The sequence below is a fragment of the Flavobacterium ginsenosidimutans genome (assembly GCF_037478105.1).
GTDB classification, from domain to species: Bacteria; Bacteroidota; Bacteroidia; order Flavobacteriales; family Flavobacteriaceae; genus Flavobacterium; species Flavobacterium ginsenosidimutans.
On the sequence record NZ_CP147988.1, the window covers coordinates 5,372,775 to 5,390,539 of the forward strand.

The window sequence follows — 17,765 nt, forward strand, 5'->3', positions numbered from 1 at the left end:
AAAAACAGCCCCGAATTCACGAATAATTTAATTAAAATTCGTGAATTCGGGGCTAATCTTTTCTTAGCACCTCAGTACCTTAGTGACTTAGAAGAAACTCATATACCTTTCCTCCTATTTTATTTGTTTTTTCGTCTGCTATAAGTAAGGTGTTGTTATCTTTAAAAACGATGGCTTCTTTTTGAGAAAAGTGATTTAGATTTAGTTCTGTTTGTTTTCCTTTATGAAATAAATCTCCTTTAAAATCTTTAAACAACAAAACTTTATCATGACTTAATAAGGCAACTTTTTTTCCGTCTGGGCTAATTGTTGCACTTGTCAGCACACAATGGTTGTAATTGTTACAAGTTTTAAATTCACCAATTCTTATTGCTTTCTGAGTTCCTGCAGCATTTTTTATTTTATAAATAAAAGCAGTTCCATCAAAACCTTTGCTTCTGTTTTTAGTGAAAAGATAGAAATAACCATTTTGTTCAAAGAAACCTTCAACATCATAAAACATTTCTTTTTTCTTTGGAGGAAATTCTGTTTGTTCTGGATATGAAAATGAGATTTTATATTCGGCTTTAGCTAAATCATTATTCAATTGATTTTTTGTGACTTTATAAATACACAAATCTCTTCTTTCGTTATCATTGTTTCCGAAATCTCCAATGTAGATATTTCCAGATTTATCTTTTGTAATATCTTCCCAATCGACATTTGCAGCATTTGAAATGGTGATTGTTTTAGCTAATTTCCCTTTAGAATCAATTGCGTAAATAGCGTTTTTATTTCCGCTGTCTTCCAAAGTGTAAAGAATTTTCGTTTCAGGAAAATAGGCAATTCCCGATACTTCTTTTAATTTTTTTGGAAGCGAATAAAGTTCCTTTAATTCAGAACCAGATTGTTTCTGGCAAGCTAATAAGACAATTGAACAGATAACTAGGAAAGTTTTTTTCATGATATTATTTTTTATTTTTTTGTCATCCTGAGGAACGAAGGATCGCACTAGAGATTGCGTAAAGTAATTCTCCAATCTTTGTAGAGTTACTTGTGTGATCCTTCGTTCCTCAGGATGACAATAGTTCTAAACTAAATTGGTGTTTTTAAAATTACGGATAATGAACTCAAATGCTGCGTGCATAACGTGTCCCATCGATTTTGCGTTTTTGAATTTCATATCGTTGGTATAACGGTACAATTCCATTTTTAATTGCAATAAATGTTCTGGCGTTGAAATGGTATCGTGGCACATTATATTCAATAATTTTTTAATTCTAGTTTCGGCAGAATGAATACGTTTTGCCAAAATTGCTCTTTCTTCATCTTTATATTGAATGATCGAACGTTCTTCTAATTTTTCTTTAATCAGTTGAATCATTGGGAAATTTTCCTTGAAAAACTGTGGACGATAAACTTTAAAATTCCCCTCGTAACATTGCTGATCAAAATCGATTGGACGAATTTTATAAACTACTTGATCAAAATCGTGAATTGGGACAATTACATAATTATAAGCACGCATATCTCCTAAAAGACGAATCATACATCGTTCGTTAAACTTAACGAACTCTTTTGCAATCTGCGCTTTTTCCATTTCACTGCATTTATCAAGCAGTGTATCCATAAAAACATCCCCCGGAATTCCTATAATATGTTCTTCGATCAAAGTATCTTTATAAACTAAAAAGTTGATTTTATCTGGCGAAAGAATATCTTCCAATTCTAATCCGTAAATACGCGAAGCATCAGCTTTTTTAATGTAAAAATGAACGTAGTTATCGTTGAGAATATTTCTCACTTTTACTCTAAAAGGTTTCGAATTCCCGAAAGTACAATAATCAATCGCATCGACATTTAGATACTGAATAATTTCACTGTTACCATCAGAATGCAGAAGCGAGTATATTTTTTTTAGATTTAAATCAATTTCATTGCGTTCAAATTCACCGTAATATACTCGAATCCAAAGCGTATCGTTATCATTTTTATCATACACATTGATTGAGCCCGAAAAACGAAGCAAATCATCATAAAACACAGAAACCTTAGAAATACGTTCGTATCTTTCTAAATAACTTAAAAGTGGCTGTGTTAAAGGATAAGAAGGTTTTTTTAAAACCATTAAAGGCTCGCTCATTTTGAATATCTTTATTACAAATTTACATCAATACGATTTAAAGTTAGACTTTAAAGTAACAAAAATCAACTTGCCTCGTCATACTAAAAACTAAAACCAGAAAAATTTGGAAACCATATTAACCATCGAGAATTTAAGTAAAAGATACGGCCGAATTCAGGCTTTAAAAAATGTATCTTTTCAAATACAAAAAGGTCGCGTTTATGGCATTCTTGGCCCAAACGGCAGCGGAAAATCGACTACTTTAGGAATTGTATTAAACGTTGTCAATAGATCGTCTGGTAATTATCGCTGGTTTGACGGCAATATTGAAACACACGAAGCCTTAAAAAAAGTTGGCGCTATTATAGAAAGACCAAATTTTTATCCGTACATGACCGCTGAGCAAAACCTTCAATTGGTTTGCAAAATTAAAAACATCAACTATTCTAAAGTAAATGAAAAACTAGATTTAGTGGGTTTGAGCGAAAGAAAAGATAGCAAATTCAGTACTTTTTCTCTAGGGATGAAACAGCGTTTGGCAATTGCTTCGGCACTTTTAAACGATCCTGAAATTTTAATTTTAGATGAGCCTACAAATGGATTAGATCCGCAGGGAATTCATCAAATTCGAGATATTATTAAAAAAATCGCTTCTCAAGGAACTACAATTTTATTGGCTTCTCATTTATTAGATGAAGTTGAAAAAGTTTGTTCTCAAGTAATTGTTTTAAGAAAAGGCGAAGTTTTATATTCTGGTCCTGTTGACGGAATGTCTTCAAACGAAGGTTTCTTCGAATTACAATCCAATGACAATTTAGCTTTGAAAACTATCTTGCAAGAACATCCAGCTATTGACAGAGTTTCTGAAGAAGACGAAAAAGTTTTGGTTTATCTAAAATCTGATTTATCAGCTTCAGATTTAAATCAGTTTTTATTTTCTAAAAACATTGTTTTAAGTCATTTAGTAAAACGTAAAAACAGTTTAGAAGCTCAATTTTTAGAATTAACCAAAAATGCTATCGCCCAAAAAAACTAAACCATGAAAAGACTTCTTTCTATAGAATTGCAAAAAATCTGGATGAACAAAGCCAGCCGTATTTTAACTTTAACTTATTTCATATTACTTTCTTTTATAGCGCTAATCGCTGCTATAAAATTTGATATTGGACCTTTTAAATTTCATTTGGCAGAAATGGGAATCTTTAATTTTCCTTTTATCTGGCATTTTAATACTTATGTTGCCGCTTGGCTAAAATTCTTTTTAGCAATTGTAATAGTTTCTATGATGGCAAACGAATACAGTTACGGTACTTTAAAACAAAACTTAATTGACGGTTTAAGCAAGAAAGAATTTATTTTATCCAAATTCTTAACTGTAGTTGTATTTGCCTTTATATCAACGGTTTTTGTTTTTATAATGAGCTTAATTTTGGGTTACTTTTTTTCTTCTTATACAGAATTGAGTATTGTTTTTAGCGACCTAGATTTTCTTTTAGCCTTCTTTGTAAAACTAACTGGATTTTTCTCTTTCTGTTTGTTCTTAGGAATCCTTGTAAAACGTTCCGCCTTTGCATTAGGTTTTCTATTGGTTTGGAGTATACTTGAAGGAATTGCTAGAGGTACTTTAGCATTTAAAATTTTCCCAAACAGCGATACTGATGAAAAAATCACACAGTTTTTTCCTTTAGAATCAATGTCAAATTTAATTGTAAATCCAGGTCCTAGATTATCTGTTGTTAAAAATATTGGTACGCAAATGGGAATCGAAACAGATAGCAGTTACGCTGTAGATTATTCTGCTATTTTAATCGTTTTAATCTGGACTTTTTTATTCGTTTATTTTTCTTACAAATTATTGAAAAATCGAGATTTATAGTATATTTGTTACTATGAGTCGTATAAGCAGTTTTTTAATTATTCTATTAGTATGTTTTTCATCTTTAAAGATGAATGCACAAGTTATAACTATAGATGATCAAAGAACTCCACAAGAGCTTATAGAAAATGTTTTAGTAAATAGTTCTTGTGCATCGGCTTCAAATTCAACTGGAAAAGGTGATACTTTTAGATCTGGAAAACAAAGCTTCGCTTATTTCAATAGAAACGGAAGCAATTTCCCTTTTGAAGAAGGAATTGTGTTAGCCACATCGACTGCTGAAACTGCTATTGGTCCTTTCGTTAGTAATCTTACGAGCAATGATAGTGACCAATGGCTTGGCGATAGTGATCTTGATCAGGTTTTAGGAATTAATTCTATAAACTCAACATTATTAGAATTTGACTTTATTGCTTCTGCAAATTCATTAAGCTTTAATTATATTTTTGCTTCCAATGAATACCAATACGATTATCCCTGTCAATATTCAGACGGATTTGCTTTTTTAATAAAAGAAGTTGGATCAACTGGACCGTATAAAAATTTAGCTATTATTCCCAATACAACTACACCAGTTTCCTCTGTAGATATTCGCCCAGAAATTAAACCCGGGACAAGGCCTGGCGGAATTTCTTATACAGGTTGTCCAGCTTCAAATGAAAGTTATTTTAATGGTTTAAACAATAATACAAGTCCAATAAATTACGCAGGGCAAACCGAAGTAATGACAGCCCAAACTACAGTAGTTGCCGGAAAAAAATATCATGTTAAACTAGTAATTGCTGATGATGATTTCAAATATTTAGAATCTGCCATTTTTCTGGAAGCGGGAAGTTTTTTAACGAAAATAAACTTTGGTGAGGATAGAACAATCAGCAATAACAATCCTGTTTGTTATGGCGAAAATTTTGTTTTAGACACAAAACTAAGCACTGCTGATTATACTTTTAAATGGTTCATTAAAGATGTTCCAACCAATACTTATGTACAATTATCTGGCGCGAGAACTTCTACTTATACCGTAATCACTCCCGGGGCATACAAAGTTGAAGCGACTTTAAATGGAACAACTTGTGCTTCAATAGGAGATATTAAAGTTGAATTTGCACCAGAAATCATAACAAGAAATACTTCATTATTGCAATGTGATGATGATACTGACGGAATTACAATTTTTGATTTGACTAAAGTCGCTAATATTATAAAAAATAATAATTCTGAAATTATTAATCAGGGTTATTATGAGACATTAGCAAATGCGCGAGCAAAAACAAGCCCTATTTTAAACCCAGAGAGCTACACTAACAGAATTCCTAATCAAACTGTTTTTGCAAGAATTGAAAACATTTATGGCTGTTTCACAACGCCCGAAATTGCTTTAAATGTTTCGACTTCTGTTATTCCCGATCAGTCGCCAATTGAAACATGCGATTATGACCAAACGTTGGATGGTTTATATCAATTTGATTTACAAGCAGAAGTAACTCCTCAAATCATGACAGGTCTTCCTTCTGGATTAGTAATAAATTACTTTTTGACAGCAAATGATGCGTTAAGGGAGACAAATCCGTTGCCAAATATATTCAGAAACACGATTCCGAATAGTCAGACTATTTATGCTCGTGCAGTAAATGGATCTGATTGCTATGATATAACACCTGTAGAATTGGTGGTTCATACTTTCGATCCTCCAAATTTTGAAGATGAAACACTATATTTATGCAAAGGTGACCAGTTAACATTATCAGTAGCCACTGGTTTTAAAAGTTACAATTGGTCAAATGGAGCTACGACAAACTCAACATTAATCAATACAGCTGGCGATTATTCTGTTATAGTCACCAATGCTAATGATTGTCAGAAAACAAAAAATTTCAAGGTAATTTTATCAGAACCTGCTTTAATTACTGCAGAGGTAAAAGATTTTTCTGGAAATGATAATACTGTGAAAATTCAATATACTGGTGTCGGAGATTACGAATTTTCTCTTGATGGAACTATTTTTCAAGACGATCCAACTTTTACTCAAGTAACGCCAGGAGCTTACAATGCAATAGCAAGAGATAAAAACGGATGTGGTTTATCAAATTCTTTATTAATATATGTTTTAGATTACCCTCGTTTTTTTACTCCTAATGGTGACGGTTACAACGATTTGTGGGCAATAAAAAACATTGATCAAATGCCAGATTACACTATTTCAATTTTTGACCGTTATGGAAAACTCTTGAAACAAATGACTCAAAATAGTACTGGCTGGAATGGAATTTTCAACGGACAGGAAATGCCATCAGACGATTATTGGTTTACTCTTTTATTTGTTAACGGAAAAAATGTAAAAGGTCATTTTAGTTTGAAAAGATAAACTTCAAAAAAAAACAATTTTCAAATTGCAATCTCTGAAATTCCAATCTCTGAAAATAATTTCATTTTAATAAAAAAAGAATCCCAAACTCCTTAACTGGAATTTGGGATTTTTTTTTATTAAAATGAAATTAGATTTTATATCTTTTTCTATCTGTTTCGCTTAAGTAAATTTTTCTTAAACGTAAAGATTTTGGAGTAACTTCAACATACTCATCTTTTTGGATGTACTCTAAAGCTTCCTCTAATGAGAATTTGATAGCAGGAATAATTCTAGCTTTATCATCAGCTCCAGAAGAACGTACGTTAGAAAGTTTTTTCGTTTTAGTAACGTTAACAGTCATATCGTCGCTACGAGTGTTTTCTCCAATAACTTGACCTTCATAGATATCTTCGTTAGGATCAACGAAGAATTTACCACGATCTTGTAATTTATCGATAGAGTAAGGAATTGCTTTTCCGTTTTCCATAGAGATTAATGAACCGTTGTTACGTCCAGGAATTTCTCCTTTGTATGGCTCATACCCAATGAAACGGTGTGCCATAATAGCCTCACCAGCAGTAGCAGTAAGTAATTGATTTCTTAAACCGATGATTCCACGAGATGGAATGTTGAATTTAATGATCATACGCTCTCCTTTACCTTCCATAGAAAGCATTTCTCCTTTACGGATAGTAACGAATTCAACTGCTCTACCTGAAAGATTTTCTGGTAAATCGATAGTTAATTCCTCAATTGGCTCACATTTCACACCATCAACTTCTTTGATGATAACTTGTGGCTGACCAATTTGAAGCTCATACCCTTCTCTTCTCATTGTTTCAATAAGAACTGACAAGTGTAATACACCACGACCAAATACCATGAATTTATCAGCTGAATCAGTTTCTCCAACTTTCATCGCTAAGTTTTTCTCTAACTCTTTTGTTAATCTTTCACGAATATGTCTAGAAGTAACAAATTTACCTTCTTTACCAAAGAAAGGAGAATCGTTAATTGTAAACAACATACTCATTGTTGGCTCATCAATAGCAATAGTTTGTAAAGCTTCTGGATTTTCGAAATCTGCAATAGTATCACCAATTTCAAAACCTTCAATACCAACTACAGCACAAATATCACCAGCAACAACTTGCTCAACTTTTCTACGGCCTAAACCTTCGAAAGTGTGTAATTCTTTAATTCTTGATTTGATGATTTTACCATCTCTTTTTACTAAAGAAATTGGCATACCTTCTTTTAAAACACCTCTTTCAAGACGACCAATAGCGATACGACCTGTGAATGAAGAGAAATCTAAAGAAGTAATCAACATTTGTGGAGTACCTTCTGAAACTTTCGGAGCTGGAACATTAGCAATAACCATATCTAATAATGGTTCAATGTTTTCTGTTTGGTTTTTCCAATCATCAGACATCCAGTTGTTTTTAGCAGAACCGTAAACAGCTGGGAAATCTAATTGTTCTTCAGTAGCTCCTAATTCGAACATTAGATCGAAAACTTTCTCGTGAACTTCTTCTGGAGTACAGTTTTCTTTATCTACTTTATTGATAACTACGCAAGGTTTCAATCCTAAATCAATCGCTTTTTGCAAAACGAAACGAGTTTGAGGCATTGGTCCTTCGAAAGCATCAACTAGCAAACATACACCATCGGCCATGTTCAATACACGTTCTACTTCACCTCCAAAATCGGCGTGACCTGGAGTATCGATAATATTGATTTTTGTTCCTTTATATTGAACAGATACGTTTTTAGAAGTAATTGTAATACCTCTCTCACGCTCTAAATCATTATTATCTAAGATTAAATCACCTGTGTTTTCGTTTTCACGAAATAACTGACAGTGATACATAATTTTATCAACCAAAGTTGTTTTACCGTGATCGACGTGGGCAATAATTGCAATGTTTCTAATAGATTCCATCTGTGATTTTTAATGGGCGCAAAGGTACACTTTATTTTCTAAAAAAAAACGTTTCTATCATAGTTTGCGTATATCCAATCAATTAGTTAATAGAAAACGTTAAAATATAGGCCTCAAAATAATATTAACATACGTTTACTTATTGTTAAATTAACTATATTTGAAGTGATGAAAAGTAAAACTCTCCAAATTACTCTTATTTATACAATCATCTCGATAATTATGGCGGTCATATGTCATAAATTACTCATCGCCTGCTTTTCTTCCTCAGAATATCTATATCTCTCTCTTTTAAAAGACATTGTATTCATATTAATTACAGGACTGATCTTCAGATTTATACTTGCAAAAAACGAAAAAAGGAGCATAACAATTTTTGAAAAGTTAAACAAAACCAACGAAGAAATAAAAGAATCCAATGAGAAATATGACATTGTAGCGAAAGCGACTAGCGATACTATTTGGGATTGGAAAATTCAAGAGGATAGTATTAATTGGAATAAAGGAATTGAAGGTGTTTTTGGTTACGATCCTGAAGAAGTGGGTAAAACTTCTAAATGGTGGTTTGACAAAATTCACCCGGAAGATAGTATCCGAATGTCAATAAAACTCTACTCTTTCATTGAACAAAAAACTGAAAAGTGGCAAGATCAATACCGTTTTAGATGTGCTGACGGAACATATAAATATGTTTTGGACCGAGGATTTCTCTTAAAAGATGAAAATGGAAGAGCCATCAGAATGATTGGTGCCATTCAAGATATTACAAAACAAAAAGAAGAAGAACAACGATTAAAACTTTTAGAAACTGTAATTACCCAATCTAAAGACTCTATTTTAATCACTGAAGCCAATTCGCCAGAAGGAAAAATTCCTAAAATAGTTTATGTTAACCCAGCATTTTCTCAGATGTCTGGATATCAGTCAAACGAAATAATCGGAAAATCTGCTAATATTTTTAAAGGCCCAAACTCCGATTCGGATGAATTAAAAAAATTATTGCGAGCCATAAAAAATGAGGAAGAATGCCTTATTGAAACAATTACTTACACCAAAAGTAAGCAAGAATATTGGGTACGTTTTTCCATGATTCCTATTTTTAACAACGAAGGAGTAATTTCGCATTGGATTTCAATACAAAGAGACATTACGGACGAGAAAAAACTCGAAACAGAAAAAGAACATCTAATTCGAGAATTAACTCAAAACAATAAGGATCTAAAACAATTCTCATACATCACTTCACACAATCTTAGAGCACCGCTTTCTAATTTAATTGGCCTCTTAAATTTAATAGAAGACACTCCAATAGAAAACGAAGAACTTCAAGAGATTTTGGCTGGTTTCACCAAATCAACCCATTTACTAAACGAAACCATTAATGACTTGGTAAAAGTTATCATCATTAAAGATAATCCTTCAATGCAAAAAGAAGAAGTATCTTTAAAAGAAGTTTTTGAAAATGTATTTAGCCAGTTATCATTTCAAATAGAACTGCACAAACCTATTATCAAACTTAAATTTGACAAAGTTCCTGAGCTTATCACAAATAAAGCTTACATCGAAAGCATTTTACTAAATTTGCTCACCAATTCCATAAAATACAAATCTGAGAATAGAAAACTTAAAATATCTATAACTGCAGAACAAATAGAAAACAGAACAATCTTAACCTTTAAAGACAACGGAATTGGAATTGATCTTGAAAGAAATCGCGACAAAGTGTTTGGACTTTATCAAAGATTCCACAATTACCCAGACAGTAAAGGATTAGGCTTGTATCTTGTAAAATCGCAGGTAGAAACAATGGGAGGAACAATTTCTATCGACAGCGAAGTCAACAAAGGAACTACATTTACAATAACATTTAAAAATTAATTATTATGCTTGAGCAGATTTTATGCATTGACGATGATCCAATCACATTGATGCTTTGCAAAAAAGTAATTTCAAAATCTTCATTTTCCCATGAAGTTATTACGGCTCAAAACGGTGAAGAAGCTCTTCATTACTTCAACATCTTGAAATACACAAACGACAAGACCAAAAGAAAACCCGAGTTAATCTTTTTAGATTTAAATATGCCAATTATGGGAGGATGGGAATTTTTAGATCATTTTACCTCTTCAGATTACAATGAATTCAATTCTGTTCCTGTAATTGTTTTATCTTCTACAATTGATCCAGAAGATTTAGCCAAAGCAAAAAAATACCCAATAATAATAGATTTTCTTTCTAAACCCATTACGCAGCCAATGTTAGAATATCTTAAAAAGAAAATAGAACCTTAAAAGTTCAAATTCCAAACACAGGATTAAATTAAGATTTAAAATCATAATCTTTTAAATAACAAAATTCCAAATTCCAATTTTATATATATTGGAGTTTGGAATTTATTTTTTATTGGAATTTTATTTCGGAAACAAAAAAAAAAGTCCTCTAAAAGAGGACTTTCTATATCTTACAAATTGTTTAATTACAATTTAGCAACGTGTTTCGTTAATTTAGACTTCAAGTTAGAAGCTTTATTATCGTGAATGATGTTCTTTTTAGCTAATTTATCAATCATAGAGATTACAGTTGATAATTTTGCAGCAGCATCAGATTTATCCGTAGCTAATCTTAATGCTTTAATAGCATTACGAGTAGTTTTATGTTGGTATCTGTTAAGAACTCTTCTTTTTTCGTTACTTCTGATTCTTTTTAATGCTGACTTATGATTTGCCATTTCTTTTAATTTTAGATGTAATAATTATTATAAATACTAGTTAAAAAAGAAAAACCTCCCACAATTGTAAAATCAATCACTTTGGTTTTAACTAATAAAACAAAAACCGAGACACCAATTTTTGTTTTACAAAACTTATTTACAACTAATTTTGTAGTCCGTAGGGGAATCGAACCCCTGTTACCAGGATGAAAACCTGGCGTCCTAACCCCTAGACGAACGGACCAATATTCTCCTAAGTTGGAAACTTTTCAATATGTAATATAACTTGTAGTCCGTGGGGGAATCGAACCCCCCTTACCAGGATGAAAACCTGGCGTCCTAACCGATAGACGAACGGACCGTGCTTCTGTATTGCGGATGCAAAGATACATCTATTTTTTATTTGCGCAACACCTAATGCAAAAAAATATATTTTTTTTTAATAAGCCTTAGCAAAAAGCACTCTTTTAGAAGATGGTTTACCAGTAAACACGCAGGTTCCCGCCTCTTCAACAGCGTCTAAAGGTATACAACGAATCGTTGCTTTTGTCAATTCTTTTATCTTCTCTTCTGTTTCAGCAGTACCATCCCAATGAGCAGACAAAAAGCCTCCCTTACCTTCTAAAACTTCTTTAAATTCCTCAAAATTATTCACTTGCGTAATATGACTATCACGATACTCAAATGCTCTTTTAAATAAATCGTTTTGAATCTGTTCTAGCAAATCATTTACATAATCAACGATTTTATCTCCTTGAACAACTTCTTTTGTCAAATTATCGCGTCTTGCCACCTCAAAAGTTCCATTTTCTAAATCTTTTGGTCCAACAGCAATTCGAACAGGAACACCTTTTAATTCCCATTCAGCAAATTTAAATCCTGGTTTTTGTGTTGTTCTATCATCAAACTTAACCGTGATTCTCAATTTTCTCAATTTAGCTGTTAATTCATTAACTGCTTCTGTAATTTGTTCCAGTTGTTCGTCTGTTTTATAAATAGGAACAATTACAACTTGAATTGGAGCTAAATTTGGAGGAAGAACTAATCCTTGATCATCTGAATGCGTCATAACCAAAGCTCCCATTAAACGAGTAGAAACTCCCCATGATGTTCCCCAAACATATTCTTGTTTCCCTTCCGCATTAGCAAACTTAACATCAAAAGCTTTTGCGAAATTTTGACCTAAAAAGTGAGAAGTTCCCGCTTGCAATGCTTTTCCATCCTGCATCAACGCTTCGATACAATATGTTTCATCTGCACCTGCAAAACGTTCAGTTTCAGTTTTAAATCCTTTTACAACTGGAATCGCCATGAAATTCTCTGCAAAATCAGCATAAACATTCATCATTTTTTCAGACTCTTCAATAGCTTCTGCCTTTGTAGCATGAGCAGTATGCCCTTCTTGCCATAAAAACTCAGCAGTTCTCAAAAATAAACGCGTACGCATTTCCCAACGAACCACATTTGCCCATTGATTAATTAATAAAGGTAAATCTCTATAAGATTGCACCCATCCTTTATATGTAGACCAAATAATTGCCTCACTCGTAGGTCGAACAATAAGTTCTTCTTCTAATTTAGCGTTTGGATCAACGATAAGTTTTCCTGGTCTTTCCTCATCCCCCTTTAATCTATAATGTGTCACAACAGCACATTCTTTTGCAAATCCTTCTGCATTTGTTTCTTCTGCTTCAAACATGCTCTTCGGCACGAATAAAGGGAAATAAGCATTTTGATGTCCAGTTTCTTTGAACATACGATCTAACTCAGCCTGCATTTTTTCCCAAATAGCATACCCGTATGGTTTTATTACCATACAGCCTCTAACTCCTGAATTTTCAGCTAGATCTGCTTTAACAACCAGTTCGTTATACCATTTCGAATAATCTTCTGATCTTGTAGTAAGGTTCTTACTCATATTATATTTTTTGGCACAAATTTTGTTTTATTCAATTTTAACTAAATAGTTTGACAAAACTAACTAATTTTGTAATGTGCAACAATAAAAAACACCACAGATATGAAAACTTACATTTCTCTCCGCCGAAACTCTAATCATTTTTACATAATTGGATTATTGAGTTTATTGCTAGCGTCGTGTGGTTCTTACCAAAATTCATCTTATTACGATAATGATGGCGTTTACGGTAATTCATCAAACAATCATGTGCAGGCTAACAGCACAAACAACCAATACAAAGATTATTTCAGATCATTGCAAGATGATAATCAGCCAACTGAAATATTTACCGATGTTGACAACTACACTAATTATTCTGAAAGCGACAGTACTCAAACTGCCTCAGTGGGTTATCCTGCATGGGGAAGTAGCAGTTCTGATGTTTCGGTAAATGTTTACTCTGACCCAACATGGTCATTCGGATTTGGAATGGGCTGGGGTTATCCTTATTATGGTTACGGATATTATGGATGGGGCTACCCTTATTACGGATGGGGCTACCCTTATTACGGATGGGGTTATCCATACTATGGATGGGGTTATCCAGGATGGGGCTATCCATATTATGGTTATTATGGAAATTACTCTTACAATTACGGAAGAAGAGGTTCTGCAGCATATTATGGAAACAGAAATTATGCATATAACAGAAGCTACAATACTGGTAGAGGATATGCAACAAATAGAAACTATACCACCAACAGAGGAAGCTATACAACAAATAGAAATTACACTACAAATAGATCTAACAGTTATACCGACTTTAGAAGATCTAACATAAATAGCAGAACATCAAGTCCAACATTTACTAATAGAAGAAGCTATACTAATGGTTCAGACTATAGCACTTACAGCAATAGAAGATCTTACAACAATAGCGGAAACACTACAACAAATAGAACTTACACTCCTAGCAACAACAGCGGATCAACGAGAAGTTACGCACCAAGTAGCTCATCACGATCAATGAACAGCAGTGGCAGCGGAGGAAGCATGAGATCATATAGCGGCGGCGGTGGCGGCGGTGGAATGAGATCTGGTGGCGGTGGCGGAGGAAGAAGATAATCCTTCCTCAGCAGAGTAAATTTCGAACTAAACCTTATCAAAATGAAAAAAATACTTTTCCTATTTATAACAGGACTAACTGTCAGCGCGTCATATTCACAAGAAGTTACAGACGCATTGCGTTATTCACAAGACAACTTAACAGGAACTGCGCGTTTTAGAGCAATGAGTGGTGCATTTGGAGCTGTTGGAGGAGATCTATCTTCTTTAAGCGTCAACCCAGCTGGATCTGCAATTTTCAACAGTAACCAAGTTGGAGTATCTTTTAGCAATCAGAATCTCAAAAACAATTCTAATTATTTTGGCACAGAAACTTCAGACAAAGAAAACTCATTTATCTTAAACCAAGCGGGAGGCGTATTTGTTTTTAAAGATCATAATCCTAATAATGGATGGAGTAAAATTGCAATTGGTGTAACATACGAAAACACAAATAATTTCAACAACGAAGTTTTCTCAGCGGGAACGAATCCCTTCAATTCCGTTGATGGTTACTTCTTAGATTATGCAAATTACGGAAATGGCGGAGCACCTGTTCCTCAGGAATTTGTTAATTTACAGCCCGGCGAAACATTAACAGATTTATATCAATTTCTAGGATCAAACTTGCCTAATGGCCAATACCCTAACCTATCTGGTTTTTCAGCACAACAAGCATTACTAGGAAAAATGGGACAGGTCATAAATATCGACGACCCAAGTAATCCCAATAGTGCATATTCAACAAATGTACCAAAAGACACGGATTACTACCAGACGAATGAAATTTACTCAAGAGGTTATAATAGCAAATTAAGCTTTAATATTGCAACATCGTACAAAGACAAACTATATTTTGGAGCCAATTTAAATGTTCATATAACTGACTATAGAAGATCTACAAGTTTCTATGAAGCTAACAATGGCGCTTTGCAGTCAGGTGCTACGATATCAGATTTAAGATTCAATAATGATTTGCACACTTACGGAAATGGTTTTTCTTTCCAACTTGGAGCAATTGGAAAAGTAACTAAAAACTTTAGACTTGGTGTAGCTTACGAATCTAATACTTGGTACGAATTATATGAAGAGCTTTATCAAAGCTTATACACAACAAGACAAGCTGCAGGTGGACAACCAATAAATGCTAATGTAAACCCTGATGTTATAAACGTATACGATTCTTACACTTTACAAACACCAGATAAATGGACCTTTAGTGCTGCGTATGTTTTTGGAAAATCAGGTTTATTAAGCATCGATTATGCTTTAAAAAATTATGGAAACACTAAATTCAAACCAACCAACGCTGGTTTTGGAGGCATCAACAGTGAGATTGACAATAGTCTTACTAGCACTGGCGAACTTCGTATTGGTGGAGAATACAAAATCAAACAATTAAGCTTGAGAGGCGGTTACCGCTTTGAAGGAAGTCCTTATAAAAACGGCACTACAATTGGAGATTTAAACAGTTATTCTGCTGGTTTAGGCTATAATTTTGGAACGACTAAATTAGATTTGGCTTATTCTTATTTAGAAAGAAAATCTAACGAAGCATTCTTAGCATCACCAGGTTTCACAAGTGGAGCTAATATTACTTCGAAACTAAACAATGTTACTATGACCTTATTATTTGAATTGTAACTAAAAATCAAAATAGATGATTGAGAATTTCCGTCAGGTTTTTATACTTGACGGATTTTTTTTACTCTTTTAAAACCTTTTTCTAAAAATTAGACTTAAATAATAACTAAAAGCAGAGTCAGCTTCATAAAAAACAGCTAAAACAACTTGAAAACTAGTGTTGTTTGAATAAAAAAAGTGTAATTTTGCACTCCAATTTATAAAAGTATGAGAACCAAGTCTTTAAAAAAGAACAAAATTAACGTAATCACTCTTGGGTGTTCAAAAAATGTTTATGACAGTGAAGTCCTAATGGGACAGCTGCGTGCGAATGGAAAAGAAGTTGAACACGAAGCTCCTGCAGAAAAAGAAGGAAACATTATTGTAATTAATACGTGTGGATTTATTGATAATGCAAAAGCAGAATCAGTAAATATGATTTTGGAATATGCAGATAAAAAAGACAGAGGACTTGTTGATAAGGTTTTTGTTACAGGCTGTTTATCTGAACGTTATAGACCAGATTTAGAAAAAGAAATCCCTAATGTTGACCAATATTTTGGAACTACAGAATTACCTCAATTACTAAAAGCTCTTGGAGCAGACTATAAACATGAATTACTTGGAGAGCGTTTAACTACTACTCCTAAAAATTATGCTTATTTGAAAATTGCAGAAGGATGCGACAGACCTTGCAGTTTTTGCGCAATTCCTTTAATGAGAGGTTCTCACGTTTCTCAACCAATTGAAAAATTAGTTAAAGAAGCTCAAGGTCTTGCTAAAAATGGAGTTAAAGAATTGATCTTAATCGCTCAAGATTTAACTTATTACGGACTTGATCTTTACAAAAAACGAAATTTAGCAGAATTATTAGAAGCTTTAGCAGCTGTTGAAGGAATCGAATGGATTCGTTTACATTATGCTTATCCTACCGGATTCCCGATGGATGTTTTAGAATTAATGAAACGCGAGCCTAAAATTTGCAATTATATTGATATTCCATTACAGCACATTTCAGATTCTATCTTGAAATCAATGCGTCGTGGTACAACTCAAGCAAAAACAACTCAATTATTAAAAGATTTCCGTGCTGCAGTTCCTGGAATGGCAATTAGAACTACTTTAATTGTTGGTTACCCTGGTGAAACTCAGGAAGATTTTGAAATCTTGAAAGATTTTGTTCAAGAAATGAAATTTGACAGAATGGGATGTTTTGCTTATTCTCATGAAGAAAATACTCATGCTTATTTATTAGAAGATGATGTTCCAGACGATGTAAAACAAGCAAGAGCAAACGAAATTATGGAATTGCAATCTCAAATTTCTTGGGATTTGAATCAAGAAAAAGTTGGCAAAGTTTTCAGATGTATTATTGACAGAAAAGAAGGTGCTCATTTTGTAGGACGTACAGAGTTTGACAGCCCAGATGTTGACAATGAAGTCTTAATTGATGCTTCTAAACATTATGTAAAAACTGGCGAATTTGTTAATATAAAAATAATTGAAGCAACAGAATTTGATTTATACGGAGAACCTGCTTAAATTTACACTAAACTATTGCTAACATTAGACAAACATACTTTTATGAAACCTATTCAAAACTTAATTCTTTTTGTTTTTACTTTATTCTGTTTCAACACTGTTTCAGCACAATATGGTAACGGATACTATAACAATGGTTATGGTAACGGCTACGGAAGAGGAGGCAGCGGAATGGGAATGGATAGAAGCATGATGGCTGGACAGGGACAGCAAGGTTCTCAAAGCAAGCCTAAAGAAACACCTCCAGAAGAAACTGCTGGAATTATTGTTGAACAAATGAAACCGCAAGTAAATCTTGACGAGCTTCAGGCAATTGCAATTACAAATGTTTTAGCAGACAGCATTAGAGAGCAAGGAATTTTATTGAAAAATGAAAGCAGCAGCCAAGATCAAAAAATTGAACAAATAAAAGCCTTAAGAGAAAGTACTGATAAAAAAGTTACCGCTTTTTTAAATCCAGATCAAGTTGAAAAATACAAAACTTTTATGGAGAAATTAAAAGATGGTAAAATGAATAAATCTAAAAAGAAAAAAGATAAAGAATCTAAAGAGTCTAAAAAAGAAAAAGATACCGAAACACCAGATACGAAAATTTCAGAATAATCGTTTTAACC

At 33.1% G+C, this 17,765-nt stretch carries 14 protein-coding genes and 2 tRNA genes; 9 read left to right on the forward strand and 7 right to left on the reverse strand.

Annotation, left to right across the window (positions count from 1 at the left end; all coding sequences use genetic code 11):
- Positions 1–79 precede the first annotated feature (79 nt).
- Together V6624_RS23000 and V6624_RS23005 are read right to left on the reverse strand one after the other, a co-directional pair.
- Entirely contained in the window at positions 80–943 is an 864-nt protein-coding gene (locus tag V6624_RS23000; protein ID WP_338840372.1) for a hypothetical protein, read from the reverse strand.
- Positions 944–1,069: 126 nt separating this feature from the next.
- Entirely contained in the window at positions 1,070–2,122 is a 1,053-nt protein-coding gene (locus tag V6624_RS23005) for a hypothetical protein (RefSeq protein WP_263521905.1), read from the reverse strand.
- A 106-nt stretch (positions 2,123–2,228) separates the two neighbouring features.
- Here V6624_RS23005 and V6624_RS23010 point away from each other — a divergent pair, with 106 nt between their 5' ends.
- From V6624_RS23010 to V6624_RS23020, 3 genes are all read left to right on the forward strand, one after another.
- A complete protein-coding gene (locus V6624_RS23010) occupies positions 2,229–3,140 on the forward strand; it encodes an ABC transporter ATP-binding protein (protein WP_111288990.1) in 912 nt (303 codons plus the stop codon).
- Positions 3,141–3,143: 3 nt separating this feature from the next.
- On the forward strand, positions 3,144–3,980 hold the full coding sequence (locus V6624_RS23015) for an ABC transporter permease (RefSeq protein ID WP_111288992.1): 837 nt from the start codon (positions 3,144–3,146) through the stop codon (positions 3,978–3,980).
- 70 nt (positions 3,981–4,050) lie between these two features.
- Complete coding sequence (locus V6624_RS23020) at positions 4,051–6,345, forward strand: T9SS type B sorting domain-containing protein (RefSeq protein WP_239455710.1); 2,295 nt, start codon at positions 4,051–4,053, stop codon at positions 6,343–6,345.
- A 130-nt stretch (positions 6,346–6,475) separates the two neighbouring features.
- Here V6624_RS23020 and typA read toward each other — a convergent pair whose 3' ends face one another.
- Entirely contained in the window at positions 6,476–8,272 is a 1,797-nt protein-coding gene (typA, locus tag V6624_RS23025) for a translational GTPase TypA (protein WP_111288996.1), read from the reverse strand.
- A 168-nt stretch (positions 8,273–8,440) separates the two neighbouring features.
- Here typA and V6624_RS23030 point away from each other — a divergent pair, with 168 nt between their 5' ends.
- Complete coding sequence (locus V6624_RS23030) at positions 8,441–10,150, forward strand: PAS domain-containing sensor histidine kinase (RefSeq protein ID WP_111288998.1); 1,710 nt, start codon at positions 8,441–8,443, stop codon at positions 10,148–10,150.
- 5 nt (positions 10,151–10,155) lie between these two features.
- A complete protein-coding gene (locus tag V6624_RS23035) occupies positions 10,156–10,563 on the forward strand; it encodes a response regulator (protein ID WP_111289000.1) in 408 nt (135 codons plus the stop codon).
- Between the two features lie 185 nt (positions 10,564–10,748).
- Here V6624_RS23035 and rpsT read toward each other — a convergent pair whose 3' ends face one another.
- The 4 genes from rpsT to proS all read right to left on the reverse strand — a co-directional run bounded on the left by rpsT (position 10,749) and on the right by proS (position 12,900).
- Complete coding sequence (gene rpsT, locus V6624_RS23040) at positions 10,749–11,000, reverse strand: 30S ribosomal protein S20 (protein WP_012026903.1); 252 nt, start codon at positions 10,998–11,000, stop codon at positions 10,749–10,751.
- Positions 11,001–11,154: 154 nt separating this feature from the next.
- Positions 11,155–11,226: transfer RNA gene (locus V6624_RS23045), tRNA-Glu, on the reverse strand.
- 45 nt (positions 11,227–11,271) lie between these two features.
- Positions 11,272–11,343, reverse strand: a tRNA-Glu gene (locus tag V6624_RS23050).
- 78 nt (positions 11,344–11,421) lie between these two features.
- Positions 11,422–12,900: a proline--tRNA ligase gene (gene proS, locus V6624_RS23055; protein ID WP_111289002.1), complete on the reverse strand. Its 1,479-nt coding sequence runs from the start codon at positions 12,898–12,900 to the stop codon at positions 11,422–11,424.
- Between the two features lie 102 nt (positions 12,901–13,002).
- Between proS and V6624_RS23060 the strand changes: the two genes are divergently transcribed.
- The 4 genes from V6624_RS23060 to V6624_RS23075 all read left to right on the forward strand — a co-directional run bounded on the left by V6624_RS23060 (position 13,003) and on the right by V6624_RS23075 (position 17,754).
- Positions 13,003–14,007: a hypothetical protein gene (locus V6624_RS23060; RefSeq protein WP_111289004.1), complete on the forward strand. Its 1,005-nt coding sequence runs from the start codon at positions 13,003–13,005 to the stop codon at positions 14,005–14,007.
- Positions 14,008–14,049: 42 nt separating this feature from the next.
- Positions 14,050–15,630 carry an OmpP1/FadL family transporter gene (locus V6624_RS23065; RefSeq protein ID WP_111289006.1) on the forward strand — a complete coding sequence of 527 codons (1,581 nt, stop codon included), beginning with the start codon at positions 14,050–14,052 and terminating at the stop codon, positions 15,628–15,630.
- A gap of 207 nt (positions 15,631–15,837) precedes the next feature.
- The gene (gene rimO, locus V6624_RS23070; RefSeq protein ID WP_111289008.1) at positions 15,838–17,151 is read left to right on the forward strand and encodes a 30S ribosomal protein S12 methylthiotransferase RimO; all 1,314 of its coding nucleotides are present in this window, start codon (positions 15,838–15,840) and stop codon (positions 17,149–17,151) included.
- A gap of 42 nt (positions 17,152–17,193) precedes the next feature.
- On the forward strand, positions 17,194–17,754 hold the full coding sequence (locus tag V6624_RS23075) for a hypothetical protein (protein WP_111289010.1): 561 nt from the start codon (positions 17,194–17,196) through the stop codon (positions 17,752–17,754).
- Positions 17,755–17,765: the final 11 nt, after the last annotated feature.

Coding starts and splice junctions, on each gene's coding strand:
- V6624_RS23000 (WP_338840372.1), bottom strand. CDS start 943: ATGAAAAAAACTTTCCTAGTTATCTGTTCAATTGTCTTATTAGCTTGC.
- V6624_RS23005 (WP_263521905.1), bottom strand. CDS start 2,122: ATGAGCGAGCCTTTAATGGTTTTAAAAAAACCTTCTTATCCTTTAACA.
- V6624_RS23015 (WP_111288992.1), top strand. CDS start 3,144: ATGAAAAGACTTCTTTCTATAGAATTGCAAAAAATCTGGATGAACAAA.
- V6624_RS23020 (WP_239455710.1), top strand. CDS start 4,051: ATGAATGCACAAGTTATAACTATAGATGATCAAAGAACTCCACAAGAG.
- typA (WP_111288996.1), bottom strand. CDS start 8,272: ATGGAATCTATTAGAAACATTGCAATTATTGCCCACGTCGATCACGGT.
- V6624_RS23030 (WP_111288998.1), top strand. CDS start 8,441: ATGAAAAGTAAAACTCTCCAAATTACTCTTATTTATACAATCATCTCG.
- V6624_RS23035 (WP_111289000.1), top strand. CDS start 10,156: ATGCTTGAGCAGATTTTATGCATTGACGATGATCCAATCACATTGATG.
- rpsT (WP_012026903.1), bottom strand. CDS start 11,000: ATGGCAAATCATAAGTCAGCATTAAAAAGAATCAGAAGTAACGAAAAA.
- proS (WP_111289002.1), bottom strand. CDS start 12,900: ATGAGTAAGAACCTTACTACAAGATCAGAAGATTATTCGAAATGGTAT.
- V6624_RS23060 (WP_111289004.1), top strand. CDS start 13,003: ATGAAAACTTACATTTCTCTCCGCCGAAACTCTAATCATTTTTACATA.
- V6624_RS23065 (WP_111289006.1), top strand. CDS start 14,050: ATGAAAAAAATACTTTTCCTATTTATAACAGGACTAACTGTCAGCGCG.
- rimO (WP_111289008.1), top strand. CDS start 15,838: ATGAGAACCAAGTCTTTAAAAAAGAACAAAATTAACGTAATCACTCTT.
- V6624_RS23075 (WP_111289010.1), top strand. CDS start 17,194: ATGAAACCTATTCAAAACTTAATTCTTTTTGTTTTTACTTTATTCTGT.